This is a genomic window from Actinoplanes sp. NPDC021490, assembly GCF_055562135.1.
In genome coordinates this window covers 25,294-52,045 of sequence record NZ_JBVHFW010000029.1, presented here as the reverse complement: position 1 = coordinate 52,045, position 26,752 = coordinate 25,294, and the positions used below count along the sequence as shown (strand labels likewise).

Sequence of the window (26,752 nt, the reverse complement as noted above, 5' to 3'; positions counted from 1 at the left end):
TCGAACCCCGGAGGCAAGAAGGTCAGCGCAGATGGGCCGTCTCGTTGACGGAACGCACCGCTATGTTCCCATCCGGCCACACGTCCATCGTGGAGATGCCGGCGGCGTCGAGGAACAGCCGGTGCAGGAACGCGTCGGAGGCGGCCAGCGCATCGCGCAGGATCAGCTTGATCGGCGACACGTGCGAGACCACCACCACGACCCCTCCCCCGTACGAGGAAAGGATCGTCGCCATCGCCCCGCGCACCCGTTTGGCGGCCGCCTGGAACGACTCGCCGCCGGGAGGCGCCACGCTCGTCGAGCCGAGCCACGCGTTCATCTCGCCCGGCCAGCCCTCCTGCACCTCGGCGAAGGTCAGGCCCTCCCACAACCCGAAGTCGACCTCGATCAGGTCGTCGACGATCGTCACCGGCACCCCGCCGACCTCGGACGAGATGTGCTCGGCGGTGCGCACACAGCGGCCCAGCGGCGAGCTGACCACGGCCGTGACGTCGCGCGCGAGGCCGGCCACCCGGCCACCGGCCGCCATCGCCTGAGCCTCACCCTGCTCCGACAGCGGCACGTCGCCGCGCCCGGAGTAACGACCCTGTTGCGTGTACGCCGTCTCGCCGTGCCGCACGAGGATCAGCCGGGTGGCGTTCTCGAGCGACGGCGGCGCCCACGACCGCGGGGCCGCCGGCGTGACGATCTCGGGCTCGGCGCGGTCCCGGACGGGCTTGCCCGCGGCCTCGTCCATGGCCCGGTTGGCCAGGGCGTCCGCCGCCTTGTTGCGCTCGCGCGGGATCCACTCGAAGGTCACCCGGCCGATCCGCGCGACCCACTGGGCGGCCTCGGCGGCGAGCGGCCGCAGACCGGCGTTCTTGATCTGCCAGCGGCCGGACATCTGCTCGACCACGAGCTTGGAGTCCATCCGCACGTCGACCTCGGTGGCGCCCAGCTCGTGGGCGGCCTTCAGCCCCTCGATCAGGCCCGTGTACTCGGCCACGTTGTTCGTCGTGGTGCCGAGCGAGCCCTGGCGTTCCAGCAGCACCTGACCGTCGGTGTCGAGCACCACCGAGCCGTAGCCGGCCGGGCCCGGATTGCCCCGGGAGCCGCCGTCGGCCTCGACAACGACCCTCACAGACCGGATTCCTTCGTACGGACCATGATGCGGCGGCACTCCTCGCAGCGCACCACCTCGTCGGGGTCGGCCGCCTTGACCCGGGCCAGGTCGGCGCCGTAGAGCTCGATGCGGCAGCCCCCGCACCGGCCGGACTGGAACAGCGCGGCGCCCAGACCCGAGTCGAGCCGGATCTTGTCGTACAGCGAGACCAGGTCGGCCGGCAGATCGGCGGCCAGCGGGCCCCGGGAGGAGTTCTTGAACTCCTGCTCCTTGGTGATTTCCGCGTACGCCTCGTCGCGCCGCCGCTCGGCCTGGTCGCGCCGCCCGACGGCCCCGTCGATCCGCCGCTGCACCTCGGCCAGGGCCGCGTCCGCGGACTCCTTCTGCTCCATCAGCTCGAGCTCGGCGTCCTCGAGCTCGGACTGCCGGCGGTTGAGCGTGGCCAGCTCGTGCTGCAGGCCCTCGATCTCGCGCAGCGCCCCACCCGCCGCGAGCCGGGCCTGGTCACGGTCCTTGCGGAGGCGTACCTGCTCGATGTCCTTCTCGAAGCGGCTGATGTCGCGCTCGAGGTCGTCCACGGCGACCTGGGCCCGGGCACGCTCGTCCTCGAGCGTGGAGATCTCGCGCCCGACGGCGGCGATCTCGGCCAGCTCGGGCAGCGACTTACGCCGGTGTGCGAGCTGGGCCAGGGCGGTGTCGACGGCTTGCAGGTCGAGCAATCGGCGCTGGGCGTCCGGCGAGGCCTTCACGGCAGGGGCTCCTTCTTGTCGGGGTCTTCCCTGGCGTGCACGGTCCAGGGGTCGGTGTCCAGATCGGACACGATGGTCTCGGTGCCGAACTCCTCGCGCAGCCACGCCGCGACGTCGTCGAGCCAGGGACGCTCGGTGGCCCAGTGTGCGACGTCGAGCAGCGCGGGACCGTTCTCGGCCAGGTGCTCGCTGGCCGGGTGGTGGCGGAGGTCGGCGCAAAGGTACGCGTCGACGCCGGCCCGGGTCGCGTCGGCCAGGAACGAGTCGCCGGCCCCGCCGCAGACCGCCACCGTACGCAGGACGCGCGCGGGATCACCGGCCGCGCGGACACCGGCCGCCGTGGCCGGCAGGCGGCTCGCGGCGAAGGCCGTGAACGCGGCCAGGTCGAGGGGCTCGGCCAGCTCGCCGATGCGGCCGATGCCCCGGCCCGAACCCTCGGCGGCGCCGGTGGCCGGCACGAGCGGACGCAGGTCGCGCAGCCCCAGACGGGCGGCGAGGGCGTCCGAAACGCCGGGATTGGCGACGTCCGCGTTCGTGTGGGCGCAGTACAGCGCGACGTCGTTGCGGATCAGCCGGTGGATGATGCGGCCCTTGTACGTGTCGGGGGCGATCGACGAGACCGGCTTGAGCAGCAGCGGGTGGTGGGCCACGATCAGGTCGGCCCGCTCGTCGAGCGCCTGTTCCACCGTCTCGGGCACGCAGTCGACGACGCAGAGGACGCGCCGGACGGGGCGCTCGAAATCGCCGAGCACCGTGCCGACGCGATCCCACGATTCCGCCCAGGTGCGCGGGTAACGCCGGTCGAGGGCGTTCACCACGTCGAGGACGGTGGCAGCGGCAGTGTCGGTCACGGCCGCCAACTCTATCGGGCTTCCGCCGGGGAATCGGCGGTACCGGCCTACGCCCGTTCCACCGGACCGCTGCTGCTCATCGACACCGGGTTGCTGACCGCCTGCAGAGCGCGCCGCCAGGGGAACTGGCCCCGGAAGCGGTCGGTCTGCCCCGGCCCGCCCAGCCGGCAGACGTCCTCGCCGTAGAGCACGTGCACGCCCCAGTCGCGGAGCTTGGCCAGGCTCTCGTGCAGCGCGGGGTGCAGAGCCATGACCTTGTTCGTGTACGGGACGACGGCCGTGGGCACGCCGTAGCCGTAGCCCTCGACCAGCAGGCCCAGGACGAGGGTGTCGGTGATCCCGGCGGCCCATTTGTTCACGGTGTTGACCGTGGCGGGCGCGACGATCATCGCGTCCGCCTCGGGCAGCACGTCGGGGTCGCCGGGGCTCTTGTAATAGGTGCGTACCGGGTGGCCGGTCTGGGTCTGTAGCGCCGCCACGTCGACGAACTTGCGTCCGTCGGGGGTGGTGATCACGCAGACCTTCCAGCCTTCCTGCTGGGCCAGGCCGACCAGGATGCCGACGTCGCGGGCCATCGGAGAACCGCAGACCAGGACGTACAGCACACCGGGCGCGGGGTTACCAGTCGTCACGTGCTGACCCACCTCATACGCCGACTCCCATCTGCTCGGCCAGCTCCGCTATGGGAGCCGGCGGAGTGCCCCGCGTCCGGCGGAGCACGTCGGAAAGAACCTCGTGCGCGAGCGGGCGGCAGCGGATCTCGGACGGGGCGAGCCGGTCGCCCTCGAGCAGCATCTCGCTGGCCTTGTCGACGTTGCCGATCTGCGTGTAACCGCGGGCGATGTCCAGGAAGTGGTGCGCCCGGCGTTCCGGCAGCATCGCGTTGAAGCCGATCACGTCGATCTTCTCGTGCGTCTCGACCGCGGTGCGGCCGTCGCCCAGTTCGACCGCCGTGGCACAGCGGTGCAGCTGCACGTTGGTCGGGCCGAAGCTGGTCCAGTAGTGGTTGTAGTCACCGCCCAGCTCGAGCGAGGCTTGTTCGGCGCCGCAGAGCAGGTCGCGGACGGTCGCGCTGTCGCCGATGCGGGCCGCCGCCATGGCCCCGTTCAGCAGCAGCATGCCGTAGACCGACAGGCGCTGACCCCGGGTCTCGGGCTCGGTGACGTGACTGGGCGCCAGCCGGTTGGCGATGTTGACGTTGACCTCGAGCGAGGGCCGCACGCGGCCGAGGGCCAGCAGCGCGCTGCCCACCCGGTAACTGGCCAGCCCGGCCAGGAGCTGGTCGCCGGCCCGTTGCGAGACGGCGATCGAGCGGTCGGCGGCCAGCCAGGACAGCTCGTGCTCGCCGACCTTGCGCAGCGCGGACGACGCGATCTGATAGACCTGGCCCAGCAGGTGCGCCGCGTCCTTGGCCTCGGCGCCGGTCGCGTACGCGCTGTCCGCCGCCTGGGCGTCGCGCAGCAGCTTGGGCAGCATCCGGGCCAGCACGCCGTACTTGGCGTGCTGATAGGTCAGCCAGGCGTGACTGACCGCCTTGCGCATCTCGGCCAGCGCCGGCGAATGCGGCGCTGCTTGGAAAAACGCACTCATCTGGTCATAACGCTCCAGAGCGGCGCGAATCTCCTCAACCTCGACCTGGTCGATGCAGTTCTGCGTTTCCGGCCGGCGCTCCACGTCCTTGCCCAGCAGCAGCTGGACGTCGACCTGGAGAACGTCGGCGATCTCGTAGACCACGGAGAACTTGTCGAGCCGGCGGACACCCCGCTCCACCTTGTCGACCCAGCTCTTGGATTTTCCCAGCCGGTCAGCGAAGACCTGCTGGGACATCTTGCGTCGACCGCGCCAATAGGCGACGCGGCGGCCGATCGGCAGCTCGTCCACGGTGCCTCCCCCGACTCACCGGCGACCCCCGCCGGCGAATCCTTGTGTCCTCTGCAGTGTGGACCCTCCACGTCCGCGCACGTCGCACAGCGTGTGTGATCGCCTGCTAACTGATGCTCGTAGTTTTTGTTGCAACTTGCAAAGGGTGGATCTGCCGAAACCAACGAGGTGTGTCGCGCTTGGATACGGCGTACCAGGCTGATATAGCACCGGACCACCTAGATCGGGGGTTATCTAGCCATGCAGTGGACCGTTCCTCGGCCGTTCGTCCCGGCGGGCCTTCTCGATCGGCTCCGCATGCGCGGGGCCGCGCTCCGCTATGCGGCGCACGGCTGGGCGGTCACGCCGGGCGCGCGCCTGACCGGCCATCGGTTCGCCTGTGGACGGCCGGGCTGCCCGATCATGGCGTGCCATCCCGCGCTCGAGTCGTGGGAGGACACGGCAAGCACCGATCCGGCCCAGGTGCGGGCGTGGTGGCGGCACGAGCCGCACAGCGTGCTGCTGGTCACCGGCCGCACCTTCGACGCGATCGAGGTGCCCGCCGCGCTCGGCCTGCGGGTGCTCGGCACGGTGCGGCTCAACCGGCGGGCCGACGCCCGCGGGCCCGTCGCCGTCACCGCCGCCGGCCGCTGGATGTTCCTGGTCGAGCCCGGGGTGCCACTGCGGTCCGCATTGGATCATCGGCTGGACGTGGTGCGGCACGGGCTCGGCTCGTGGATCCCGGCCCCACCGACCCGGATGCTCGAGGGGCCGACGCGCTGGGCCGTGCCTCCCGGGCCGGCCCCCTGGCGGTTGCCCGCGGCCGAGACGGTGCAGCAGCTGATGACCGACGCGCTCGGCACTGTGCGAGAGCCCCGGCTCACTGTTCCCCGGCAGTTGTCGACCGCCCGCCGGGGTGGATGACGCGTTGTCGATCAGCATGTCGAGTGACAAACCTAATGCCCCGTAGCGTGACGGTCGAGTCACTCAAACGGTTGATGTCTTCTTCGGACGAGCCCGTACGTGGATCCGCGCGCCCTGCGCGTCGAAGATGGACAGGAACTCCACCGGGTTGCCCTCGGCGCTGCCGAACCAGTGCGGCACCCGGGTGTCGAACTCGGCCGCCTCGCCCGCCGGCAGCACGAGGTCGTGCTCGCCCAGCACCAGTCGCAGCCGTCCGCTGAGCACGTAAAGCCACTCGTAGCCCTCGTGCGTCTTGGGGTCGGGCGTCTGACGGTCACCGGCCCCGATCACGTGCTTGAACGCCTGCGGGCCGCCCGGGTTGCGGGTCAGCGGCAGGATCGTCTGGCCGAACCGCTGGATCGGACGGGCGTACACCCGCGGGTCTCCGGTCTGCGGCGCCCCCACCAGCTCGTCGAGCGGCACCCGGTAGGCCTGGGCCAGCGGCATCAGCAGCTCGAGCGTGGCCTTGCGCTGACCGGACTCGAGCCGCGACAGGGTGCTGACCGAGATGCCGGTCGTGTCGGCCAGCGCGGTCAGCGTGATGCCCGCGTCCTTCCGCAGCGCACGCAGGCGGGGGCCGACCTCCTGCAGGAAGTCTTTTGCTGTCATGGCAAAGAAGTTTCCCTCTTCCGGTAAAGCGTGGCCACCATGGGCACATGACTTACGACGTGATTGTGATCGGGGGCGGACCGGCCGGGCTCAGCGGCGCGGTGGCCCTGGGACGGGCGTTGCGCTCGGTGCTGGTGATCGACTCCGGCCGTGGCCGGAACGCGCCCGCCGAGGGCATCCACAACTTCCTGACCCGCGACGGGATGACCCCGGCCGAGTTCCGCGCGGCCGGGCGGGCCGAGGTCGAGCGGTACGGCGGCACGGTGATCGAGGGCGAGGTCGTGTCGGCCGCACCCGGTTTCGAGGTGACGCTGGCCGGCGGCGACGTGCACCGGGCGCGGCGGCTGCTGATCACCACCGGGCTGACCGACGTGCTGCCCGACGTGCCCGGGCTGGCCGAGCGCTGGGGCACGACCGTGCTGCATTGCCCCTACTGCCACGGCTACGAGGTGCGCGGACGGGCGATCGGCGTGATCGGGACCGCGGGCGACGAGTGGACCGAGCACCGGTTGCGGCTGTGGGGGCAGTGGAGCCCCGACGTGCGCCTGCTGCCGCTGGACGAGATCGCGGCGGTCGAGGCGGACGGCGTACGGATGCGGGACGGCGCCCTGGTCGAGCGGGAGTACCTGGTCGTCGGCACGCGGATGGAGGCGCGGGCCGGGTTCCTGGACTCGCTCGGCCTCAAGGCGGTCGAGCACCCGATGGGCATCGGCACCCATGTGCCGGCGATCGACCCGTCCGGGCGTACGGAGGTGGCGGGGGTCTGGGTGGCCGGCAACGTGACCGACCCGATGGCTCAGGTGATCTCGTCGGCGGCCGCGGGGCTGACGGCCGGGGCGATGATCAACGCTGACCTGCTGCCGCCAGTTCCCGATAAGCAGTGATCACGGCGGCGGTCCGGTCGGCCAGCTCCGGGCCGGCCTCGGCGACCGGCGTGCCCGGCTCGTGGGCCAGCCCGGCCAGCACCAGCTCGGCCTGCCGCGCGGTCTCGCCCATCGCCCGCTCGCGCAGGAACGCCTCACCGGCCAGCGCCGCCCGGTCGAGGCTGCGCAGGATGTGGTTGGCCTGGTCACCGGTCTCGCGCCACAGCAGTTCGGCGCGGTCGCGCTGAGTCGAGAGAGCGAGCACGGCCGGGCTGTCGGCGGGAACGTCCCGGTCGCCTACGCCCTCGAGCTCCGCCCGGAGCCGGCGCAGCTCCTGCCGCCGCACCAGCAGGGCGGCCAGGTCGTCGAGGGCACTGGTCAGCGACTGGTCGGCCAGTTCGGGGTCGATCATGCCGGGAAGGCCGGGCCACGTACGCCGGATCCGGCGCGAGACGCCCACGGCCCGCTTGAGGACATCGCGCTCCGCACCGCTCACCAGCACACGGCTGCCCTCGGCCGACGGCAGTTCGAAGCGGGCGAACTGGGCGGCCCGGGCCTGCCGGCGCCAGACAGTGGCGACGGTCGCGACCGAGGCGGCGAACGGCAGCCACCAGGGCAGCCCGGTCGCGAAGAGCAGGGCCGAGGCGAAGATCAGCGGAAGACTGAGGCGGGCCGCGAACGCCGCCCGGGCCTCGCGGGACACGCCGCTCGGGGTCACCGGGACGACCTCGGTCACGGAGCCGGCGCGGTGCCGGGTCACGCGTCCGGCGCGCAGCTGGAGGGCGTACGGGGAAAGGACGGTCTTCTCGTCGTCCATGCCGATGTGCAGCTCCGACGGCATGCGCCCGCCTCCCGAGTTTCTCGAAACGTGATGCCGTCGGCAGGGCGGGCCCGATCGCCGGGGGGATGCCGACCGGGGCCCGCCCGCCGGTGGGACATCCCGCCGGCAACAGAAGGAATCGGTGATCGCGGGGCCCGGTTGAGGAACGTCCGGTTGCAGGGCGGGTGTGCCTTGGATCGGTCCCGGTTCCGTAGGGTGCTGCTGGTGGATGCCGTACGCAGTGCGATCGCCGGTGAGCGCCGCCGGATCGCCGACCTGGTCGACTCGCTGAGCCCCGACCGGCTCGACTCACCCAGCCTCTGCGGCGTCTGGACCGTGCGTCAGGTCGCCGGGCATCTGCTGGCCGCCGTCGACGCGCCGCGCGGCCTGACCATGTCGGTGATGCTGCGCAGCGGATTCCGGATCCACCGGGCCAACGCGATGCTCGCCGCCGAGATCGCCAAGCGGCCGGCGGCCGAGCTCGCCGACGGTCTGCGCCGCCACGCCACCGATCCGTTCCGGCCGCCCATCGTCGGCTATCCGGGGCAGCTGACCGATCTGCAGGTGCACGGGCAGGACATGCGCCGCCCGCTCGGACTGCCGCACGGGCTCGCGCTCGACCACCTGAGGATGTCGCTCGACTTCCTGACCGGGGGCCGGGCGGTCGGTTTCACCCCCCGCAAGCGGCTGGCCGGGCTGCGGTTCGAGGCCACCGACCTGGATTGGGCGTACGGGGAGGGTGCCCTGGTCAGCGGGCCGGCCGAGGCGCTGATGATGGCGGTGACGGGCCGGGCGGCCGTGCTCGGGGAGATCGACGGCCCGGGCGTACGGATCCTGGCCGCACGGCTCGGCTGAGGCGCTCGCCCGCCGGCGCCGGAAACTGTCAGAGGGTCGCCCTATGTTCGCCCCCATGAATGACACCGCCCTCCAGTCCTCCCCGATCACCCTCGACCGCCGCCTGCTGCTCGGCGAGATCGATTACCAGGTCACCGCCTTTCCCACCGACGATCACCGCATCGATCTCTGCATCGTGAGCAGCGACGGCGACGGGCACGTGGTGAGCGAGATCAGCGGCGGCATCGCCCCGGCCGACCTGCCCGGGCTCACCGACGTGCTCACCTCGACCCTGGCCGGCCTGATCGCGATGACCCGGGCCCGGCCCGCCCCGGCGGTCGCCGGCCTCCCGCCCGACCGGCGCGACCGGCACCCCAACCAGGGCACCCGCTGGACGCCGGCCGACGACGAGCGCCTGGTCGAGCGTTATCGGGCCGGGGCCCGCCAGCGCGACCTGGTGACCGAGTTCGGGCGCAGCAGCGGCGGCATCCGCGCCCGCCTGGAACACCTGGGCGAGCTGACCCCCGGCGGCCGCTGGCGCTCGCCCGGCGACCAGCCGGGCGCCGATCCCACCACCCCGGCGGGCGCCGAGCCGGCCGGCTGACACGCAGTGGGGCCGAGCGCGTCCCGTGCGCCCGGCCCCACGTCGTCGCCACCACGCCCGGGAGCGGCCGCCGGCCGACGGTCGTTCCCGGTGGTGACCCGCCGGGCGGGCCCGGTCGCGGGCGGGGCATGGTTGCCCGCGACCGGTCCTCCCCCGGCGCCGTCTACGCCGGTGCCGCGACCAGCGTCTGGCGTGGGCCGGCCAGGCAGGCCTCGACCCGGAGCATCTGCCCGTGGGTGAACATGAACATCGCCATGTCGTCGGTGTAGTCCATGTAGTTCATGAACATGTCGCCGTTCGGCGCGTTGTTGCAGGTGATCGACGGGAAGGTCGGCGTCCCGAAGTTCTGGCCGGCCTGATTGGGGGTGTCCGCCACGAAGTCGGTGCCGCTGCAGCCGGTGCCGTCGTCGCCGCCGATGTGGAACAGGTTGAGCCAGTGCCCGATCTCGTGGGTGGTGGTGCGGCCGAGGTCGAACGGCGCCGCCGCCGTGCCCGAGGTGCCGAAACCGGTATAGGTGATCACCACGCCGTCGGTCTCGGCGGGCCCGCCCGGGAACTGGGCATAGCCCAGCAGCCCGCCGGAGAGCCGGCAGACCCAGATGTTCAGATAGCGATCGGCCGGCCAGGCGTCGGCGCCGCCCCGCGCGGTGAACTTGACGGCGTCGTCGTCCGAGAACGAGGGGGCGTCGGTCTGCCGCCGGGTGACGCCGGTGGACGGTTTGCCGTCCGGGTCGGTGCTCGCCCGGCGAAACTCGATCCGCGCGTCGGCGGCCAGGCCCTGCCACACCGGAGGCACCTGCTTCGCGTCGCTGTTGGTGGCGCGGAAGTCCTCGTTGAGCACGGCGATCTGGCTGTCGATCTGTTCCTCGGAGAGGTTCTGCTCGTCGGTGCCGTGCACGATGTGGACGACCACGTCGATGGTCAGCACGCCGTCGCGCGTGGGCTTTTGCTCGCCGGTGGCGTAGGCGAAGGCGAGGTTTTCGATGGCGGCCCGGTTGAGCCGATAGTTCAAGCTCTCGTTCAGCATGCGGCGGTGCACGTCCTCGGTGCCGCAGCGGCGCCGGGCCGGGGTCTCGACGATGTCGGCATTGTCCATCGTGCCTCTTTTCCTCGCGCTATTTACGAATCCTCAGCACCTGCGCGTCATGCGCGACGATCTGCAGCACCCGCGTTCCGGCCCCCGCCCGCACCCGGAGGCCGTCCCCTTCGGCGGCCTCCCAGCTGCCCCGCTCCGGCACGGCCCGGTCGGCCGCCCCCGCGGCATATTCGACGTAGCCGCCGCCCGGCCGGAACTCCAGACTGGGCCGAGGCGCCCGGCTGGGCGGAAACGCGTAGTCGCCGGGCCGATAGACCGCCTGGTCGTCGGAATCCTCCTCGAAGGACCGATACCAGCGCCGGAAAAGGTCCGCAGAGATCTCGGCCATCAAGCTTCGAACCGCCTCGCAGAATGCTGATTTTCGTGGTGGTGCCCCGCAGAGTGGCAGCGTCCCCCCACCCCCCGCCGCCTTGGGTCCTCGATCCGACAACCCCAGCCCGCTCTTCAAAACGAACGGCCCCCACCCCCTGACCAACCGTCCCGCGCACCTGCGCCAACGGTCCGCCCAGTCGCCCAGCCAAGCCAAACCCCCAGCGCCCCCAACCAAGCTCGACGCGCAGCCAAACCACCCACCACACCGCGGAGGGTTCGCCGGTTCGCCGGTTCGCCGGTTCGCGGTTCGCCGGTTCGCGGTTCGCCGGTTCGCGGTTCGCCGGTTCGCCGGTTCGGGGTTCGGGGTTCGAGGTTCGAGGTTCGAGGTTCGAGGTTCGAGGTTCGAGGTTCGAGGTTCGGGGTTCGAGGTTCGGGGTTCGGGGTTCGGGGTTCGAGGTTCGGGGTTCGGCCATGAGCCGGCAAACGATGCGTAAGCAAGAGGCGCACCCGGGTCGTCCGGGATTCGGCGGTTCGGCCACGAGAGCCAGCAATTCGACGCGCAAAGCGAGAGACCCACCGCGCCGCGCGCAGTCCGGGCGCTCGATGGTCGTGCCACGTGAGCCAGCACTTCGACGCGTAAGCGAGAGGCGCACCGCGCCGCAGGCAGTCCGGCCGCTCGATGGTCCGCCCACGTGAGCCAGCACTTCGATGCGTAAGCGAGAGGCGCACCGCGCCCACCGCACCGCGGGGCTTCCGGGGGCTCGGCCCCCGGAGCAGGCATGACGAGTCGACCAGGTCCGCGCTTCCCAGCGGACACAGGGTGCCTCGACTCGTGGGCGCGGTAGGTTTCGAACCTACGACCCCCCGCTTGTAAGGTCTGCGAGCAGCAGTTCGGCACTGACCCGGGACGTTCGGGACGTGCGATAGCGCGATTGCAGGCACCCTCGCCGGACCCTACTGAACGGCCGTGAACGAGACCGGCTCTGAGACCGCCCTCATGAGACACTCGCCATCACCACGGCGGCTCCTAGGCCCCCTCGACAGAGCTAGGACTCGTCGCGAAATGATGTGCAGCTTCACAGCAGGCGGGATTCGAGAAAGGCGATATATGCCGGATTTGAGCGACAGCTTCATGCATTTTATACCCCCGGACGACGCCACAATTAAAAACGGATTAGTTAATGGCCTAATCGCCCTTGACGCAAATGTGCTGCTCAGCGCATATCGATTTGCACCGAAGTCTCGGCAAGAGTTGCTCAATGCACTAGAGCTACTTGAAAAACGCCTGTGGATTCCCCATCAGGTAGCGTTGGAATTTCATCGAAATAGGCTTAAAGTAATTTCGGACTACGATTCGGCGTATAGAGATGCGTTGCAACTTCTGACACAACGCCGACAAGAGGTGGTGCCAGAGATCGACCGAAAAATTCGAGAACTCAGCAACAGGGTTGCTCTACCCAATTCTGAGCGGGATAGCCTATTGCGATCGCTAGAGACTAGTCTCGAAAAATTGAGCGCTTCATTAGAGAAACTTCGCCGCGATCACGGGGTTGGCAAACCCGGTGCGAGCGATCCGATATTCGACCGCCTGATTGCCATCTTCATTGGCAAAGTAGGCGGGAATTTTGGGGATGAGCAGCAGGCAGCGGAGCTGACAGAAGCCTCTCGGAGAATCGAGGCTCGAATTCCTCCTGGCTATAAGGACGCCGACAAGGACGAGCCGCACGGAGACTACTTTGCATGGTGTCAAACCTTAAAAGAGGCCGAGGCGAGGAAGGTTGATGTACTGGTATTTGTCACAAACGATACAAAAGAAGATTGGTACATGCGCCTTAAAGGACACGCAGTCATGGCTCGGCCTGAGCTGGCTCTTGAGTGTCATCAAAGGACCGGTGCACGGTTGGTATTGATGCCGACCCAACTATTCTTAACTTATGCGAAAGAGTTCCTCCAAGCCGATGTAAGCGACGAAACCATTCGTCAGGCCGAGCAGTCTCAAATGGCGGATGACCGCAAACTTCTTGAAGAAATGCGGTTCATGATTCACGATTACGAAATCGACCACATACGAAATACTGAAAGGTTGAATCAACTGACAGTCGAGCGCGCCATGCTTGAGAAGGAAATCGCGGAAGCCGCCAATGCGTGCACTGCCGCCGAAGTTCGATGGGTTGAAGCCACCGTATCACCACAGGACGACGATAACCCAGCAGCCAAACTCGAAGAATTTGCTCAGGCGCGTAACCGACTCAACCAAGCGCGACTAAGATTAAAAGCCGCACAAGAAAGGCTAACGCTCGTTGATCACAACATTGGATCCGGCAATCAAGCGTTGGCCGAAAATGATGCGCGCCGCACAGCGATAATGGAACAATACGAAGGACTCAAGAAACGCACATCTGAATGACTGGCGAACGGCCCCGTCATAGGGTTTCAGTTGTCACTTCGGATAGCTTCGCTTCGAGCATAGCTGTCTGCGGAAAGTGGTAGATCCGAGATATTGATAATTTGACCTTGCCCTATGAATCGTCGGATAACGAGCATGCCCGCGTCGTGAGCCTCTTGGCCGGCATGACTTATGGAACCTTCCGCAATTACCCATGGGGTCAGGTCAAGCTCGAAGGCGTCGACGGCGGTTTTCAGGACACAACTTTCCGTAGCGATTCCGCAGATGTAGATGTCTTTCCAACCTTTATCACGCACAAGGCGAGCACCGTCCGCCGAGAAAAAGCTGTAAATCGTTTTATCAAGCACGATTGATTTGGAGGCTAGCTGCGCGAGTTCGGGAACGATGTCGGTTTCCGGGGAGGTTTGCAGCTTCTCCCAATGAATCATGCGCTCGAATGGACTTCCCGGATAGTTGAGGTAACGCGTGAAAACGACGTCCCCTCCACCCTGCCGCCATTGCTCAACCAAATCCTTGATGATCGGGACTACTGGGGCGGAAGCCGGTCGAATGAAGCCGTTCTGAACGTCAACAACCACTAATACTGACGATTTCGGAATCACTTACTTATCCTCCGACGCTATCGCGCAACGTTTCAATAGCTTGAGCGAGATTGCTTTCAAGTTCACAGGTGGACAGGATTGCGTTCCGCATCGAGCGGTGCTGTTCGCTCTCCTGTGGCCGCGCATTGGTGATACGTGAACGCGCCCCACGTATGAACCGCCATCCATAATTATCGGGCACAATGGGGTCCACTCCCCTCTCGATCAGCCTATTCAGATGGTCCGAATAAGCCCATAGAGACTGGACGGCAAGTTCGCAGTGCACCAGGTCTTCTTCGGCTAAAGCTCTCTTCTCAGCTACGGGAAAGTATACGACGCCGGACCACGAGGCGTATCCGATGGCGATCCCCTTAAGCCCGAAGGAAACTATGCCAGCGTGATCGAATCCCTCCGCAAGCAATGTCCGCTCAACCAACTCAGCTTGGTGCAACGATCGGGCAGGTTCGACATCACGCTCAAGTAGAACCTTCGGTATCGAAAGAACGCGCAGAGCGGTATCAAGCGTGTCGCCTGTCCAGGGCGCGTCATCGACCCAGTAAGCGCTCAAAATATAGGCAGCCTCCGCGCCCTCCTGCCCGGTTAGTTCTCGCAACTTTCTGGCCGCCCAGACCATATTGTCTTTGTATGACTGGATACGCCACGTGCTGAGTGCTGCGATATTTGGCAACGCGAGGTCTTCAACTAGGTGGAAAATCGCTATCCCAAAAGGCCACACGTGGAGTTCGCATTTTCCGTTGATCACTTCAATAGGGGTGACTCGACAGTCGAGCCAATGCTTGGCACTCTCGACGGCGGCAGGGTTGGCGCGTAACTGAGCGGCTGCCTCGACACCAACGAAAGCCGTGATGAATTTGTGTGAACGGACAATCAGGCTTTGAGCGCTGGTAGATTCTGTCTCAACAGAACCAAATAGCTCGTGAGGGCTTGCATCATATGCGAGGCAATACAGCTTTCGATAGCTTTCATCGCGGACCTGGACGCGGCCAGTTTCATGGCGATACAGGGACTTCTCAAGCGATTCGATGTCCGGGCATTGGGGCCAGTTCTCGCGCCAGATTCTGTGCAACTCTCGGGCAGCCCGTTTACGCGAGGTCCAACCGCGAGACTCCCGTTTCGCCGTTAGCACTAGGTTCGGCTGGAGCCGCCGGCCCGACGATGCTCTGTCCGTGGACATGTCCCCTGTCCCCCTGTGTCTTAGCTGTCAACTGCCGCTTGGGGCCCTTTCGGGCAAAGCTCGATGCATGACCCAAGAGGACAGAACGCCATCAGGTGGTGACCGCTCGCTTCGGCCCCGGCGGAGCTGGCGGGATCCCGTTCTCGCGGGCCAGCTTGCGGACGTACGCGGCCGTGAAAGGCGAGAGCCGCTCCACCTCGGAGGGACCGATGCCCGCTCTCAAAGCCATCAGCACGGCCTCGATGGCGTCCCGGCGAGCGCTCTCGTGGGCTGCCTCCGTCTGTTCATAGCGACGCGTTGCCGCAGCTAGTGCGCTTCTTGCATCGGTCATAGCCAACAGATTACCGCCACCTACTTGCGCAACTCGCTGGCGAATCGCTACGGTGATGCGCAACAGAGAATCGCTACAGAAGCTCGCTTCACCGCATTCTCTTCAGCCGGTCGGGCTCCGACACGGCGGCCCGCGGCTCAAGGGCTGCACCGATCGTGATCGTCCCGCCGAGCGCTTGATCATTGAGAACTGAATAGAGGGTCGTGACCTCCCCGTAGCCGTATCGAACGGCCGAAAAGGTCAACGCGTGCCGCTCAGGTCGGCACTTCACTTTCCTGATACCCGCTGGTCAGCGCGGCATCGGCCGTGTGCTGCTGCCGCGCTGACTTCATTCTTGGAGGACATCCCGTGAGGGATCACTTCGATGTTGAGCCGACCGCCGCCGACCTGGCCGCGATCAAGACCGAACAGCCGCTGGTCGACGCCGAGATTGCATGGCTTGACGCCGAGATCAGCATGCTGACCGCCGACGAGCACGGCGGGGCGAGTGTTCTGGACTGGCGTCGGTTGCGCCGTGCCGAAGCTCGCGTCATCCGTGAGACATTCGCGTACGTCGCTGCTCGTTCGTGCAGCCCGACCCCGCTTCGCGCGGCCTGATGGCTCGGATCCGGGCCGCGTTCCACGACCCGGACGGCGACCGGTACGGCATCCCTACCTTCTGGTGGAAGGGTGCCCCGGCTGGTTACGCCACTCGCCGGCAACTGCGGAAACGCGGTCTTTGCCCCGGCGGCCAGCCGGTCGCCGCTCAACTCCTGTGGGCCGGCGTGGGCGGCATCCGAGCCGCCCACCTCTACCGGCTCGATCTGGCCCGGCCCAAACGCACTGCCACCCCGGCGGTGCGTGCGGCGCTCGCAAAGGCGATGCGCGCCCGGTGCACCTGCCCGACCTGCCGCCGCGTGCGGCCCTATGTCATCCCGCGCTCGCTCGGCGAGTGCCTTTCCTGCGCACCCCTGGAGGCTGCCGCATGACCGCACCGACCCTGGCGCCCAGCGCCTACCCGTCCGACGTCGAGCACCTGATCCCACAGGCCCGCGACTTGGCCGCCGAGCTTGGCGAGATCCCCTCCCAGAACCGGCTGAAGAAGGCCCTCAAGGTGGGCACGCCCAAAGCTCGTGCCGTGCTCGCCGCGCTCACCGCGCCGCCTGAGCTGACCCCGGTCGTCACCGTCCACGACGAAATGCAAACGCTGCTCGACTCCCAGCCAGACCCGCCGACCCCGGCCGACAAGCCCACCACGGACCCGGTCCCGGTGATCGACCTCGCCGAGGTCTTCGCCGCGCTCGACGTCTCCGACACCCCGCCGACGCCGACGACATCGCCGCAGGACACCCCCGTCGTAGACCCGGTTCCGGCCGCCGTTCCCGACGCCCCCGCCGCGGAGGCCGAGCCGTCCCGCAAGCCGATCGTGTGGCCGGTACTCATCCTGTGCCTGCCGGCGTTCGTTGCCATCTGGGCCGGGTGGGTGGAGATGGGCAGGCTCACCGGGTTCGGCAAGGTCGCGCTGCTGCCCGGCATCGCCGATCAGGTCATGCTCGACACCGCGATCACGCTGCCGATCGGGGTCGAGACCTACGCCGCGTACGCGCTGTGGGCGTGGCTGTCCGGCCGTGCGCCGGTCAAGGCCCGCCAGTTCGCGAAGTGGTCGGCCATCGCGTCGCTCGGCATCGGCGCGCTCGGCCAGATCGCCTATCACCTGATGGCCGCGGCCGGCTGGACGTCGGCGCCGTGGCTGATCACCGCAACTGTCGCGTGCATCCCGGTCGCGGTGCTCGGCATGGGCGCCGCACTCGCACACCTGATGCACCGCAACTAGATCCGCCCGGCGGCACGGCCCCTACCGCCAAGCAGATGCCATGCCGCCGGTCTCCCCATCGATCCCGTAAGACCTCGAAGAGAGGCTCAGTATGTCCCAACGCCAGCTCGACACCCAGCACGCCGAGGTCGTCGACCGCAACAAGCAGCAGCGTCTCACGACCCTGGCCGAGGCCCAGCGCCTCGCCGATGCGCGCCGCGCCGCTCAGGCCGCTAAGCAGGCCAGCTGATGCGCCGCCGCCCGGCCGACCCGGCAACTGCTCGTTTGCTCGCCGCGGTCGACTCCGAATCGCGGCCCTACACCGACCCGCGCGCCCGGTACCCCCGCGCCGAGGACTACCGCCGCTCGGTCACTGACGGTGCCGCACGACGCCGCTGATCACCCTCTCTATCGCCTGATCGGAGAACACCCCTGATGAAGACGCTGGATCCGGAACAGTGGCGCGTCCTGGGACGCCTGATCTACCTCTGCGGCGACCGGGCACGACTGAGTGACCTGATGAAGTCGCAAGAGGTCAGCCCGGAAACGCTGTCGGAGATGACCGAGCGCGGCCTGATCGTCGCCCGGCTCGATGGCGAACCCATCGACCTCACCCCGGGCCTGATCAAGACCCATCGCCGGAGCCTGTACCTGAAGTTGTCGCCCGCCGGCGAGCACTACTACTGGGAACACCCGCAGCGTGTACTGCGCTCGCTCGGCCGGACCAAATACGGCCAAAGCCTGAGCTACCTGCTCGGCATGGTCCTGTTCGAGGACATGGCCGAGCTGGCCCGCCAGGGCCTGCTGTACGGCCTGATCGATGACGACAACGTGGATCTCGGCAACGCCCACCGGCGATGGTCCACCAGTTCCAAGCTGGTGCTGCCCGGCGGCGCCGAGGTCTGGATCGACGCCGTGAAAGTCAAGATCACGACGACCGGCCGGCTGTACTGCGACCGCTGACACCTCCCGCGGGGGCCCCCGCGGGGCCCCCCCCCCCCCCCCCCCCACCCCCCCCCCCCCCCCCCCCCCCCCCCCCCCCCCCCGCGCCTCTCCCTCTGCCTTGTTCTGCCTGGAAGGACGTGTGATGGCGCACCGCCTCATCCCCGATGTGGATATCCGCGACGACGAAGACTTGCTCAACCTGCTCGAAGGCATCCGGCAGGTCGGCATCGCCGGTCACGACGAGATCGACGAACTGGCCGGCATGGTCCGGATGAAGATCGAACGCTACGGCCGCCGTAACGGCCTGTCCCGGATGCGAGCGAAGTTCTGGGGCCGGCAGGTCGCCCGCCCTCTGATCAAGTCCGCTGACGAGATGCTCGCGGTCGCCGCGTACGCGCGGGTGTGCCGCAACCGGTTCGAGGCGTTCCTGATCGCCCTCGATGACGAACAGCCCGGCGCCTCGGACTTCACCGTCCGCGGCCGCAAGGAACGGAACGCCGCATGAGCCGACAGACCCGCAACACCCGCGGCGCCGACCTGGCCCGCGGCGCCTCCTACGAAGTGCGCGGCAACCCGCTTCCCTACCTCGTCCCCCCGATCGCCGGCCTGGCGAACCTCATCCTGGCCGGGGTGCTCTCGCGGATGTGGGGCGCCTACGCCGATCCCACCGTGTGGCAGGTCGCCTGGCGGGCCGGGCTGATCCTGGCCTGTTCGGCGGTCATCATCTGGGGCACCTGGGGTGTCGGCCGCGCCCGCAAAATCGAGCTCCGAGCCGCATCGCTGCTGATGTCCGCCTGCTCGTGCGGTGGCCTGTTCGTGCTGACCTTCCGCGGGTTCTCGTTCGACTCGGTGATGGTCTATCTGCTGGTCATGGTCACCACCTCGGTCCTGCTCGCGGTGACCAAGCTGCTGCGTGGTGACGGCACCGACGCCCGCGCGAACCTGTTCGGCGAGTTGGGCGAGCGGGTCCGCGAATTGCAGGACGTCGGGGCGACCGGCCGACCGAAGGAGATCGAGGGCCGGATCGTCACCCACGCCGAGATGCAGCCCGGCGCCGACTTCGGCTCCCTGGCCAAGCCGGAAGTCCGCACCGCGATCGCGTCAGCGCTCGATGTGCCGGTGGGCGGGGTGCGGATGATCCGTGACCGCAACACACCCCGCACGGGACGCATGGAGGTATCCCCGGTGGACATGCTCGAGAACCCGCCGACATGGCCCGGCCTGTCCGCGCCGGGCGGCTCCATCGCCGAACCGCTGCGGGTGGCGGTCTATCAGACCGGATCGGTCGTGCCGCTGATCCTGCCCGGTGACGCCAAGCAGGAACGCAACGCGATCGGTGTGCTGCTCGCCCTCGGTGCGTCCGGCTCGGGCAAGACGGCGTTGCAGCTCGAACTGGCGTGTGAGTCCCGCTCGCGTGTCGATGCCGAGGTCGTCTACATCGACGGCCGCAAGGGCCTGCAACTGCCGGCCGACTTCCGCAACGCCATGCACGTGTTCATCCACGACGCTGCCGAGGGCGAGCGCTACCTCGACAGCATGATCCCCGAGGTCGCCAAGCGCGCCGCGCAGATCGGCGGCCACGGCCACGAACAGTGGACCCGCGGGTGCGCCAAGTGCCCGAAGTTCCGCGTCGTGATCGTGGACGAGGCGTCCAAGTTCATCGAGGCCGAAGACACCCTCGTTGAACTGGCCGAATCAGTCCGATCGGTCGGCATGTTCGTCCTGCTCGGCATCCAGCGGGCGACCGGCGACCGGTTGCCGACCTCAGTCCGCAGCACCATCGGCGGAGTGATCTGCATGGGCGTCAAGGACGTCGCCGAAGCCGCCCGGGTGCTGTCGGAAGAGACCATCGAGGCCGGCGCGGATCCGTCCTGGAAGAACCGCAAGCCCGGCGCCCTGTACGCCGAGCTGCCCGGCACCGACCCCGACGACTGGTCACTTCCCGGCCGCACTTACAAGATCGACCGGGACGCCGTGGTCGGCGAACTGCTCGCTGTGCTCGCGGCCCGTGGCGAGTACCCGGCCGGCCGGCCGGTGGCACAAACCGCGGCGCCGGACGCGCCGGGCACTTCGGAGTCTGCCGACGACCGGGACGATCCGGACCTCGACAACGACCCCGATTTGGTGCCGCCGCCGGTCGATCCGGACTGCCCGCCGGATGAGGACCCGCACGAGCCGATCACCGTCCCGGCCCGCCGGCGGGTGCCGCTCGATCTCGGCCCCGAAGACGGCCGGCAGTACAGCCCGACCGAGATCCGCGAGATGTTCCGCCACGCGATCGTGACGGCGCACTCCAACGGGGTGCGATCGGTGCGGCCGAGCAACTTCGCCCCGATCGTCGGCAAGGTCGGTGAGGAAGGACTCAAGCCGCCCACCATCTCCAAGATCCTCAAAGAGTTCTGCGGCGGACCCGAGCCGCTGCTGCGGCGTGCCGACGACAAGGGCTTCTACGAGATCAACCTTCCCGAGCCTATGCCCGCCTACGCGGGCGCTGCCTGATGACCGAGCTGCCGCGCGGGACACGCTAACCCGTCCCGCGCGGCCCTGCGCCCCCCTCGCGCTCTACGCAGCGTCACACCCGCGGGTGCGTCTTCACGCACTTCACGCACTTCACGCACCCGCTTGAAAGCGCATCTACGCGCGCGCCTGCGCGCGCCCGCGCGCGCCAGAACCGTGAAATCCGTGAAGTCCGTGAAGTTATACACACAGTAAGGAATCCCTTATGTCCTTTTTCCGGGATATCCGGCGCGGTGCGGCCTACGAGATCGGCCGTCGAATGTGGCGCTGGTTCGCCGCGTTCGAGATCATCCGATGGTTCTTCCGCATCGTCCTGCCGACCCTGTTGATCATCGCCTCGGTGGCCGCGGCTGCCTGGTTCGCGGTCCGCACCGCGGCATGGTGGATGCCGCGCATCATCGCCCTGGCCGCCATCGCCGGCGGCCTGACCGTCCTGATCCGGCTGGCCTACCGCTATCGGTGGGAACTCCGCGCCGGACTGCCGCACACCGCCGTTGCCGCCGCAGTGGTCGCCCTGGCCGGCGTACTCGGCACGGCCGTGTGGTGGCTGCGGTGAGCACCGATCAGCCCGAGGCGCTCGATCTGTACTGCTGTGCCGGCGGGGCGACCCGAGGGCTGCAACTCGCAGGATTTCGGGTGACCGGCGTGGACGTGCGACCGCGGCCGAACTACTGCGGTGAGCACTTCGTGCAGGCCGACGCGCTCGATTTCCTACGACACATCATCGACACCGGGCAGATCCGCCGGTACGCACTGGTAGGGGCGTCCGCGCCGTGCCAGGAACGGTGCACCCTGCGGCAGGGCACCAACCTGGCCCGCGGATGGGGCAGCGAGCATTCGCAACTCGTCCCGGCCACCCGGGCGCTGTTGCTGGCCGCCGGGGTGCCGTTCTACATCGAGCAACCCAGCAACCACGGCGGGCTGATCCGCGCCGATCTGATGCTGTGCACCGACATGTTCGACGTCGGCCCGCCGCCGTGGGTGCAACGCCACCGCGACTTCGAGATCCACGGCTTCACCGTCACCCAACCCGCCCACCCGGTCGGGCCGGTCCGCGGTCACCGCGGCTACGTGCGCGGCTACCGCGGCCGGGCCGGCGCAAGGCCCGGGTTCTTCCGGGACGGCCCGTACGTCGCCGCGTACGGCAACGGCGGCGGCAAGGCCACCGTCGCGGAGATGCAACACGCGCTCGGCATCGACTGGACCGACGTCCGTGAGGAACTCACCGAGGCCATCCCGCCCGTCTACACCGAGCACATCGGCCGGGCCTTCCTCCGCGCCGCTACCGGCACCCTCGCCCGTTTCGGGTCAAGGGCAGCCTGATGAGCGGCTCCGCCGCACCGCCTTTCCGATGCGCGGCCGGCTGCGGGGTACCGCTGCATCCCGCGGCGGCGGCCGGTGGCCACGACCGGCACCCCGGTTGCGAGCCACACACGGCCGCGCCGGTGGACCGGTGGCAGTGCTGGCGTTGCCTGATGACCGGAACCGCCCTGGGCGCCGCCCACGGCATCGCCGCGGTGCGCATCCATGACCTGTTCGCCTGTCCCATGACCGCCGGCAGCGACCCTGAGCTACTCCGCCGGCTGGCCCGGCGCGCGCCACTGGCCCGGCTCTACCGGGCTGAGGTTCCAGCGCTGACCGCGCGACGTACGCCCTCCGGGCGCCTGCAAGCCATAGCGGACGGCGTACCGCCGCCTCATCCTCTGAAAGGACCTGGGCGCATGCCCGACACCGGCCCCATGCTGGCCGCCGCGCTCGCTCTCGCTGCCGAGGGCCTGCCGGTGTTCTGGCTCGGCCGCACGAAACGCCCCGTCGCCAACTGCCCGGCCTGCCCCAAAGCCGACGCCGACCCGAGCCACGACCCCGAAGCGTGTGCATGTCTGACCTGCCACGGCTTCTACGCCGCCACCTGTAACCCTGACCGGATCACCGCCATGCACCGCATCGTGCGCGGCGGCATGCTCGCGATCCGCACCGGAGTCACGTCCGACCTGGCCGTGATCGACATCGACCCGCGCAACGACGGCAGGGTGCTGCCCGAATTGATGCCGGCAACCCGTTGCGTGCGAACCGGATCGGGCGGCTGGCACCTGTACTACCGCCACCCCGGCGGCACGCTGGCAGCCAAGCTTCACGGGCATCCGGGCATCGACGTCAAGGCCGAGGGCGGCTATGTAGTCGCCCCGCCCTCGATCCATCCGAGCACCCGTCAGCCGTACCGGTGGGTGGGTGACCGGCCTGTCATTGAGATGCCCCCGCCGCTGCTCGCCGCGTGCCGGCCGACCGAGGCGCCCGCGCTCCCGACACCCGGCCCGACCCCGACGAGCAACGGGAGGGGCATCTCATCGGCGCCCGCCCTGCTCGCCGCGCACCTCGACGCCGTAGCCCGCGCCCCCGAAGGCCGACGACGCACCACGCTCTACGGCGCCGCCCGCGGCGTGGCCCGCATGGTCGCCGCCGGAGCGCTCACCCCCGCCGACGCGCACAACGCGCTCTACACCGCCGGCCGCGCTGCCGGGCAGAGCGACCGCGACGTCAACGCCGCCATCACCGGCGGATTCCGCGCCGAATCCGTTGCCACAGAAGGGATTGCCGCATGACCGACCCAACCGACCGCGCCAACGAAGGCGCGGCCATCCTGGATCGTCTCCACGCCACCATCACCCGATACGTAATCCTGCCCGCGCCTGAAGCCATCGACGCGGTGGTGTTGTGGATCGCCGCGACGCACGCCCAGCCGGCATGGGCGCACGCGGCCCGGCTGGTCATCCGGGCGCCGGAAAAGCGGTGCGGGAAGTCCCGCCTGCTCGACGTGGTGGAAGGCACCTGCTACAGCCCGCTGATCACCGTCAACGCCTCCACTGCCGCGGTGTACCGCTCGATCGGTGAGGGCGAGCCACCCACGATCCTGCTCGATGAGGCCGACACGATTTTCGGGGCCAAAGCGGGCGAGACCAACGAGGATCTCCGCGGTCTGCTCAACGCCGGTCACCAGCGCAACCGGCCCACGATCCGGTGGAACAACGCCACCAACAAAGTCGAGAAAATCGCCACGTTCGCCATGGCCGCGCTCGCCGGGATCGGGCAGATGCCGGACACCATCGAAGACCGTGCCGTGGTCGTCAAGATGCGCCGCCGGACCGCGACCGAGAAGGTGTCGCCCTACCGGCAGCGCCGCGACGGCCCGGCGTTGCGCAAGCTCGCCGCCGACCTCACCACCTGGCTGCGCGCCAACCTGCTCGAACTCGAGAAGGCGGAACCGGCGATGCCGCTGGAAGACCGGGCCGCCGACACCTGGGAACCGCTGATCGCCGTAGCCGACCTCGCCGGCGGCAACTGGCCCGACCGCGGGCGCCGAGCCGCACAAGCCCTCACCGCCGCGCGTGAAGGCGACACCGAGTTCTCCGACCGGCTCCGGCTGCTGATCGACTGCCGCGCGGCGTTCGGCCCGTTCGACGCGATCCCGACCGCCGCCCTGATGGAACGGCTCAAAGCCGATCCCGAAGCGCCGTGGGCCGAGTACGGCGGTACCGGGCTGACCGGGGCCAAGCTTGGCGCGTTGCTGCGCGAGTACGACATCCGGCCCGACACGATCCGCTTCCCGCCACCGACCGGGCAAGTCAAGGGCTACCGACGCGCTGACTTCCGCGACGCCTGGCAGCGCTACGCCCCGGAATCCGCCGATCAAGTGCCCGAGGGGGAGCCGTACCAGCCGTACCAGCCGTACCAACCCAGCTCAGAGGCGGTACGGCTTGACAACGTGGTACGGCTCAAGCCGTACCAAGCCGCCCTTGATGAGATGCCCCCGCCGCCGGACGAGAACCCCGCTGGTACGGCTTGAGCCGTACCACTCCAAGATCCGTACCGCCCCTGACCTGCACTGGTACGGCTGGTACGGCTGGTACGGCTTACCCCCTCCCAAGCGCCGCCGAGCCGCAATGAGATCGAAAAGCGACCCGCTCAGACCCGCGCTGCCGCTTCGGGGCATCCAACCACTCTCGCCCACCCCGGATCTTGGCTGTACGTGGCTCTCAGCGTGCCGCTCTCCGGCAGCTCACGCCGCCCTCGCATGAGCCTGCGATCCGACCCGTGCCACATCCCAGCGGGCCGTACAAGGCCGCTCAACGCCCTGCCGAACCGACCACGGGGAGAACCTCCATGGCAACCGACCCGACACCACTCGTCCTGACCATCGAGCAGGCCGCCCAGCGCCTTGGTATCGGCCGAACCCTCATGTACGCGCTCGTCACCAGTGGGGAGATCGAATCCGTGACCATCGGCCGGCTCCGCCGCATCCCCGCCGACTGCCTGACCACCTACGTCAACCGGCTCCGCGCGCAGAACACGCAGCTGCCGCCCGCCGCCTGAAAGGAACCGCACAGATGGGACGCAAGCCCAACGGCGCATCGAGCATTTACCTCGGCGTCGATGGCGCGTGGCACGGTCGGGTCACCGTCGGCATCAAGCCCGACGGTCGGCCCGACCGGCGGCACGTGCGCGGTAAGACCGAGGCCATCGTCATCCGCAAGGTTCGCGACCTGGAACGGGAGCGCGACAGCGGCACCATCCGGAAGGTCAGCCAACGGTGGACGGTCGCGACGTGGCTGACGCATTGGGTGGAGAACATCGCCGCGCCGGCCGTGCGGGAGACCACCATGGTTGGCTACCGCGCCGCCGTCTACAAACACCTAATTCCGGGCGTCGGCGCGCACCGCCTGGAGAAACTGGAACCGGAGCACCTTGAGCAGCTCTACATGACCATGATCCGGCGCGGGAGTGCGCCGGGCACCGCTCACCAGGTGCATCGCACCGTCAAGACCGCGCTCAACGTCGCCGTGCGGCGGGGGCATCTCACTCGCAACGTCGCCCGATTGGCGAAAGCGCCTCGCCTCGATGAGCAGGAGATCGAGCCGTTCACCGTTGCTGAGGCGCAACGCCTGCTCGAAGTCGCCGCCGAGAAACGTAACGGGGTGCGTTTTGCCCTTGCGCTGGCTCTCGGCTTACGCAAGGGCGAGGCGTTGGGGCTGAAATGGCGGCGTGTCGACCTGGAGAAAGGACTCTTGCGCACGCCTCGCCAGTTGCAGCGTCATCGCTGGCAGCACGGATGCGACGATCCGTACGAATGCGGCGCGCGGCTACACAAGACGGCGCCGTGCCCGCCGAATTGCACCCGTCACCAGCTCGCTTGTCCTCCACCGTGCCCAAAGGATTGCCGCCGGCACGCCAGCAAATGTCCGCAGCGGCACGGGGGCGGCCTGAAAGAGGTTGATGTGAAGTCGCGGGCCGGTCGGCGTGCCGTTGGCATTCCGGCCCCGCTGGTCGAAGCGCTCAGGCGCCACAAAGATGCTCAGGAGGTCGAACGCCAGAGAGCCGCCCAACTGTGGGAGGAAGGCGGTTGGGTGTTCGCCCAGCCCAATGGCCGGCCGATCGACCCCCGGGCCGATCACGACGCCTGGAAAGCACTTCTGCAAGAGGCTGGAGTCCGTGACGCCCGGTTGCACGACGCGCGCCATACCGCAGCGACCATGCTGCTGGTTCTCGGCGTGCCGACTCGGGCGGTCATGGAGGTAATGGGTTGGTCACAGATGGCGATGACGACCCGGTATCAGCATCTCGCGCCGGAACTGGCCAGCGGCATCGCTGAGCAGGTCGCCGGCCTGCTCTGGCGCACCAATTGAGACCGAAACTGAGACCGGGGCGGTCAGCCGATCGGGCGCTGTCCGCTCCGGCCCTGGTCAGCGAGTGGGCGCGGTAGGTTTCGAACCTACGACCCCCCGCTTGTAAGGCGGGTGCTCTCCCACTGAGCTACGCGCCCGGTGTGAACCGGAGACGTCATCCTACCTAAAGGTCGCCCAGAGCCGCCCGCCAGGCCTTCTGGTCGCGGGACTGGCCGGGGCCCGTCATCTCGGCGAAACGGATTGTGCCGTCGCGGTCGACGAGGAACGTGCCCCGGTTGGCCATGCCGCCGCCGTCGTTGAAGACGCCGTAGGCCTGGGCGACCGCTCCGTGCGGCCAGAAGTCGGCCAGCAGGGGGAAGTCGAAGCCTTCCTGCATGGCCCACACCTTGTGGCTGTAGACGGAGTCGACACTGACCGCGAGCACCTGCACGTCGTCGTTTTGATAGGCGGGCAGGTTGTCGCGGATTTCGGCGAGCTCACCCTGGCAGGTGCCCGTGAAGGTGAACGGGTAGAAGACCAGCAGGACCGCCTTGCGGCCGTGGAAGTCGGCCAGGCGTACGACCTGGTTGTTCTGGTCTTTGAGGGTGAACTCGGGCGCGGTGGCGCCGACCGGAACCGTCATGTGGACAACCCTAACCGGACC

The 26,752-nt window shown here is 68.4% G+C and carries 31 protein-coding genes and 1 tRNA gene; 18 read left to right on the top strand and 14 right to left on the bottom strand.

Features of this window, described 5'->3' with window-relative positions:
• Nucleotides 1-22: 22 nt before the first annotated feature.
• From ACZ3I4_RS46505 to ACZ3I4_RS46485, 5 genes are all read right to left on the bottom strand, one after another.
• Nucleotides 23-1,120: a bifunctional RNase H/acid phosphatase gene (locus ACZ3I4_RS46505; RefSeq protein WP_465388593.1), complete on the bottom strand. Its 1,098-nt coding sequence runs from the start codon at nucleotides 1,118-1,120 to the stop codon at nucleotides 23-25.
• The gene (locus tag ACZ3I4_RS46500) at nucleotides 1,117-1,851 is read right to left on the bottom strand and encodes a zinc ribbon domain-containing protein (RefSeq protein WP_465388592.1); all 735 of its coding nucleotides are present in this window, start codon (nucleotides 1,849-1,851) and stop codon (nucleotides 1,117-1,119) included. The genes ACZ3I4_RS46505 and ACZ3I4_RS46500 overlap by 4 nt, the downstream gene beginning before the upstream one ends.
• Nucleotides 1,848-2,669, bottom strand: a complete 822-nt coding sequence (locus tag ACZ3I4_RS46495; RefSeq protein ID WP_465388634.1) for a Nif3-like dinuclear metal center hexameric protein — start codon at nucleotides 2,667-2,669, stop codon at nucleotides 1,848-1,850. The genes ACZ3I4_RS46500 and ACZ3I4_RS46495 overlap by 4 nt, the downstream gene beginning before the upstream one ends.
• Nucleotides 2,670-2,749: 80 nt before the next feature.
• The gene (locus ACZ3I4_RS46490) at nucleotides 2,750-3,334 is read right to left on the bottom strand and encodes a flavoprotein (protein WP_465388591.1); all 585 of its coding nucleotides are present in this window, start codon (nucleotides 3,332-3,334) and stop codon (nucleotides 2,750-2,752) included.
• Nucleotides 3,335-3,347: 13 nt separating this feature from the next.
• Nucleotides 3,348-4,583: a helix-turn-helix domain-containing protein gene (locus ACZ3I4_RS46485; protein ID WP_465388590.1), complete on the bottom strand. Its 1,236-nt coding sequence runs from the start codon at nucleotides 4,581-4,583 to the stop codon at nucleotides 3,348-3,350.
• 240 nt (nucleotides 4,584-4,823) lie between these two features.
• On the opposite strand from ACZ3I4_RS46485, the gene ACZ3I4_RS46480 reads away from it, so the two are divergent.
• Nucleotides 4,824-5,486 carry a bifunctional DNA primase/polymerase gene (locus ACZ3I4_RS46480; protein ID WP_465388589.1) on the top strand — a complete coding sequence of 221 codons (663 nt, stop codon included), beginning with the start codon at nucleotides 4,824-4,826 and terminating at the stop codon, nucleotides 5,484-5,486.
• A gap of 63 nt (nucleotides 5,487-5,549) precedes the next feature.
• Here ACZ3I4_RS46480 and ACZ3I4_RS46475 read toward each other — a convergent pair whose 3' ends face one another.
• The gene (locus ACZ3I4_RS46475; RefSeq protein ID WP_465388588.1) at nucleotides 5,550-6,134 is read right to left on the bottom strand and encodes a helix-turn-helix domain-containing protein; all 585 of its coding nucleotides are present in this window, start codon (nucleotides 6,132-6,134) and stop codon (nucleotides 5,550-5,552) included.
• 47 nt (nucleotides 6,135-6,181) lie between these two features.
• Here ACZ3I4_RS46475 and ACZ3I4_RS46470 point away from each other — a divergent pair, with 47 nt between their 5' ends.
• Complete coding sequence (locus tag ACZ3I4_RS46470) at nucleotides 6,182-7,018, top strand: NAD(P)/FAD-dependent oxidoreductase (RefSeq protein ID WP_465388587.1); 837 nt, start codon at nucleotides 6,182-6,184, stop codon at nucleotides 7,016-7,018.
• Here ACZ3I4_RS46470 and ACZ3I4_RS46465 read toward each other — a convergent pair.
• Nucleotides 6,978-7,838, bottom strand: coding sequence for a hypothetical protein (locus ACZ3I4_RS46465; RefSeq protein ID WP_465388586.1), 861 nt, complete (start codon nucleotides 7,836-7,838; stop codon nucleotides 6,978-6,980). The two genes, ACZ3I4_RS46470 and ACZ3I4_RS46465, sit on opposite strands and share 41 nt — an antisense overlap.
• A 204-nt stretch (nucleotides 7,839-8,042) precedes the next feature.
• Here ACZ3I4_RS46465 and ACZ3I4_RS46460 point away from each other — a divergent pair, with 204 nt between their 5' ends.
• Together ACZ3I4_RS46460 and ACZ3I4_RS46455 are read left to right on the top strand one after the other, a co-directional pair.
• The gene (locus ACZ3I4_RS46460; protein WP_465388585.1) at nucleotides 8,043-8,672 is read left to right on the top strand and encodes a maleylpyruvate isomerase family mycothiol-dependent enzyme; all 630 of its coding nucleotides are present in this window, start codon (nucleotides 8,043-8,045) and stop codon (nucleotides 8,670-8,672) included.
• Nucleotides 8,673-8,727: 55 nt separating this feature from the next.
• Nucleotides 8,728-9,255 carry a hypothetical protein gene (locus ACZ3I4_RS46455; RefSeq protein ID WP_465388584.1) on the top strand — a complete coding sequence of 176 codons (528 nt, stop codon included), beginning with the start codon at nucleotides 8,728-8,730 and terminating at the stop codon, nucleotides 9,253-9,255.
• Nucleotides 9,256-9,418: 163 nt separating this feature from the next.
• Here ACZ3I4_RS46455 and ACZ3I4_RS46450 read toward each other — a convergent pair whose 3' ends face one another.
• Together ACZ3I4_RS46450 and ACZ3I4_RS46445 are read right to left on the bottom strand one after the other, a co-directional pair.
• Nucleotides 9,419-10,351 (bottom strand): zinc metalloprotease, encoded by a 933-nt coding sequence (locus tag ACZ3I4_RS46450; RefSeq protein ID WP_465388583.1) that lies wholly within the window; start codon nucleotides 10,349-10,351, stop codon nucleotides 9,419-9,421.
• Nucleotides 10,352-10,370: 19 nt separating this feature from the next.
• Entirely contained in the window at nucleotides 10,371-10,679 is a 309-nt protein-coding gene (locus ACZ3I4_RS46445) for a hypothetical protein (RefSeq protein WP_465388582.1), read from the bottom strand.
• A gap of 1,092 nt (nucleotides 10,680-11,771) precedes the next feature.
• On the opposite strand from ACZ3I4_RS46445, the gene ACZ3I4_RS46440 reads away from it, so the two are divergent.
• Complete coding sequence (locus ACZ3I4_RS46440) at nucleotides 11,772-13,070, top strand: PIN-like domain-containing protein (protein ID WP_465388581.1); 1,299 nt, start codon at nucleotides 11,772-11,774, stop codon at nucleotides 13,068-13,070.
• Nucleotides 13,071-13,096: 26 nt separating this feature from the next.
• Here the strand turns inward: ACZ3I4_RS46440 and ACZ3I4_RS46435 are convergent, their stop codons facing one another.
• From ACZ3I4_RS46435 to ACZ3I4_RS46425, 3 genes are all read right to left on the bottom strand, one after another.
• The gene (locus tag ACZ3I4_RS46435; RefSeq protein ID WP_465388580.1) at nucleotides 13,097-13,672 is read right to left on the bottom strand and encodes a cysteine hydrolase family protein; all 576 of its coding nucleotides are present in this window, start codon (nucleotides 13,670-13,672) and stop codon (nucleotides 13,097-13,099) included.
• Nucleotides 13,673-13,676: 4 nt separating this feature from the next.
• Nucleotides 13,677-14,738: a hypothetical protein gene (locus tag ACZ3I4_RS46430; RefSeq protein WP_465388579.1), complete on the bottom strand. Its 1,062-nt coding sequence runs from the start codon at nucleotides 14,736-14,738 to the stop codon at nucleotides 13,677-13,679.
• Between the two features lie 199 nt (nucleotides 14,739-14,937).
• Complete coding sequence (locus ACZ3I4_RS46425; RefSeq protein WP_465388578.1) at nucleotides 14,938-15,177, bottom strand: hypothetical protein; 240 nt, start codon at nucleotides 15,175-15,177, stop codon at nucleotides 14,938-14,940.
• 348 nt (nucleotides 15,178-15,525) lie between these two features.
• On the opposite strand from ACZ3I4_RS46425, the gene ACZ3I4_RS46420 reads away from it, so the two are divergent.
• The 13 genes from ACZ3I4_RS46420 to ACZ3I4_RS46360 all read left to right on the top strand — a co-directional run bounded on the left by ACZ3I4_RS46420 (nucleotide 15,526) and on the right by ACZ3I4_RS46360 (nucleotide 26,109).
• Nucleotides 15,526-15,774 (top strand): DUF6284 family protein, encoded by a 249-nt coding sequence (locus tag ACZ3I4_RS46420; RefSeq protein ID WP_465388577.1) that lies wholly within the window; start codon nucleotides 15,526-15,528, stop codon nucleotides 15,772-15,774.
• A complete protein-coding gene (locus ACZ3I4_RS46415; RefSeq protein ID WP_465388576.1) occupies nucleotides 15,774-16,145 on the top strand; it encodes an RRQRL motif-containing zinc-binding protein in 372 nt (123 codons plus the stop codon). The genes ACZ3I4_RS46420 and ACZ3I4_RS46415 overlap by 1 nt, the downstream gene beginning before the upstream one ends.
• Nucleotides 16,142-16,990, top strand: a complete 849-nt coding sequence (locus ACZ3I4_RS46410) for an ABC transporter permease (RefSeq protein WP_465388575.1) — start codon at nucleotides 16,142-16,144, stop codon at nucleotides 16,988-16,990. Before ACZ3I4_RS46415 ends, ACZ3I4_RS46410 begins: the two co-directional genes overlap by 4 nt.
• A 91-nt stretch (nucleotides 16,991-17,081) precedes the next feature.
• A complete protein-coding gene (locus ACZ3I4_RS46405) occupies nucleotides 17,082-17,219 on the top strand; it encodes a hypothetical protein (RefSeq protein WP_465388574.1) in 138 nt (45 codons plus the stop codon).
• 185 nt (nucleotides 17,220-17,404) lie between these two features.
• The gene (locus ACZ3I4_RS46400) at nucleotides 17,405-17,932 is read left to right on the top strand and encodes a hypothetical protein (protein WP_465388573.1); all 528 of its coding nucleotides are present in this window, start codon (nucleotides 17,405-17,407) and stop codon (nucleotides 17,930-17,932) included.
• 124 nt (nucleotides 17,933-18,056) lie between these two features.
• Nucleotides 18,057-18,419 (top strand): hypothetical protein, encoded by a 363-nt coding sequence (locus tag ACZ3I4_RS46395; protein WP_465388572.1) that lies wholly within the window; start codon nucleotides 18,057-18,059, stop codon nucleotides 18,417-18,419.
• On the top strand, nucleotides 18,416-20,413 hold the full coding sequence (locus ACZ3I4_RS46390) for a hypothetical protein (RefSeq protein WP_465388571.1): 1,998 nt from the start codon (nucleotides 18,416-18,418) through the stop codon (nucleotides 20,411-20,413). The genes ACZ3I4_RS46395 and ACZ3I4_RS46390 overlap by 4 nt, the downstream gene beginning before the upstream one ends.
• A gap of 223 nt (nucleotides 20,414-20,636) precedes the next feature.
• Nucleotides 20,637-20,987 carry a hypothetical protein gene (locus tag ACZ3I4_RS46385; RefSeq protein WP_465388570.1) on the top strand — a complete coding sequence of 117 codons (351 nt, stop codon included), beginning with the start codon at nucleotides 20,637-20,639 and terminating at the stop codon, nucleotides 20,985-20,987.
• A complete protein-coding gene (locus tag ACZ3I4_RS46380; protein WP_465388569.1) occupies nucleotides 20,984-21,754 on the top strand; it encodes an alpha/beta hydrolase family protein in 771 nt (256 codons plus the stop codon). Before ACZ3I4_RS46385 ends, ACZ3I4_RS46380 begins: the two co-directional genes overlap by 4 nt.
• A 152-nt stretch (nucleotides 21,755-21,906) precedes the next feature.
• Complete coding sequence (locus ACZ3I4_RS46375) at nucleotides 21,907-23,031, top strand: bifunctional DNA primase/polymerase (RefSeq protein WP_465388568.1); 1,125 nt, start codon at nucleotides 21,907-21,909, stop codon at nucleotides 23,029-23,031.
• The gene (locus ACZ3I4_RS46370; RefSeq protein WP_465388567.1) at nucleotides 23,028-24,272 is read left to right on the top strand and encodes a DUF3631 domain-containing protein; all 1,245 of its coding nucleotides are present in this window, start codon (nucleotides 23,028-23,030) and stop codon (nucleotides 24,270-24,272) included. The genes ACZ3I4_RS46375 and ACZ3I4_RS46370 overlap by 4 nt, the downstream gene beginning before the upstream one ends.
• Before the next feature lie 317 nt (nucleotides 24,273-24,589).
• Entirely contained in the window at nucleotides 24,590-24,799 is a 210-nt protein-coding gene (locus ACZ3I4_RS46365; protein ID WP_465388566.1) for a helix-turn-helix domain-containing protein, read from the top strand.
• 14 nt (nucleotides 24,800-24,813) lie between these two features.
• Nucleotides 24,814-26,109 carry a tyrosine-type recombinase/integrase gene (locus ACZ3I4_RS46360; RefSeq protein ID WP_465388565.1) on the top strand — a complete coding sequence of 432 codons (1,296 nt, stop codon included), beginning with the start codon at nucleotides 24,814-24,816 and terminating at the stop codon, nucleotides 26,107-26,109.
• Between the two features lie 65 nt (nucleotides 26,110-26,174).
• On the opposite strand, the gene ACZ3I4_RS46355 is transcribed toward ACZ3I4_RS46360, so the two are convergent.
• Nucleotides 26,175-26,246, bottom strand: a tRNA-Val gene (locus ACZ3I4_RS46355).
• A 26-nt stretch (nucleotides 26,247-26,272) separates the two neighbouring features.
• Nucleotides 26,273-26,731 carry a peroxiredoxin gene (locus tag ACZ3I4_RS46350; protein ID WP_465388564.1) on the bottom strand — a complete coding sequence of 153 codons (459 nt, stop codon included), beginning with the start codon at nucleotides 26,729-26,731 and terminating at the stop codon, nucleotides 26,273-26,275.
• Between the last annotated feature and the right edge of the window lie 21 nt (nucleotides 26,732-26,752).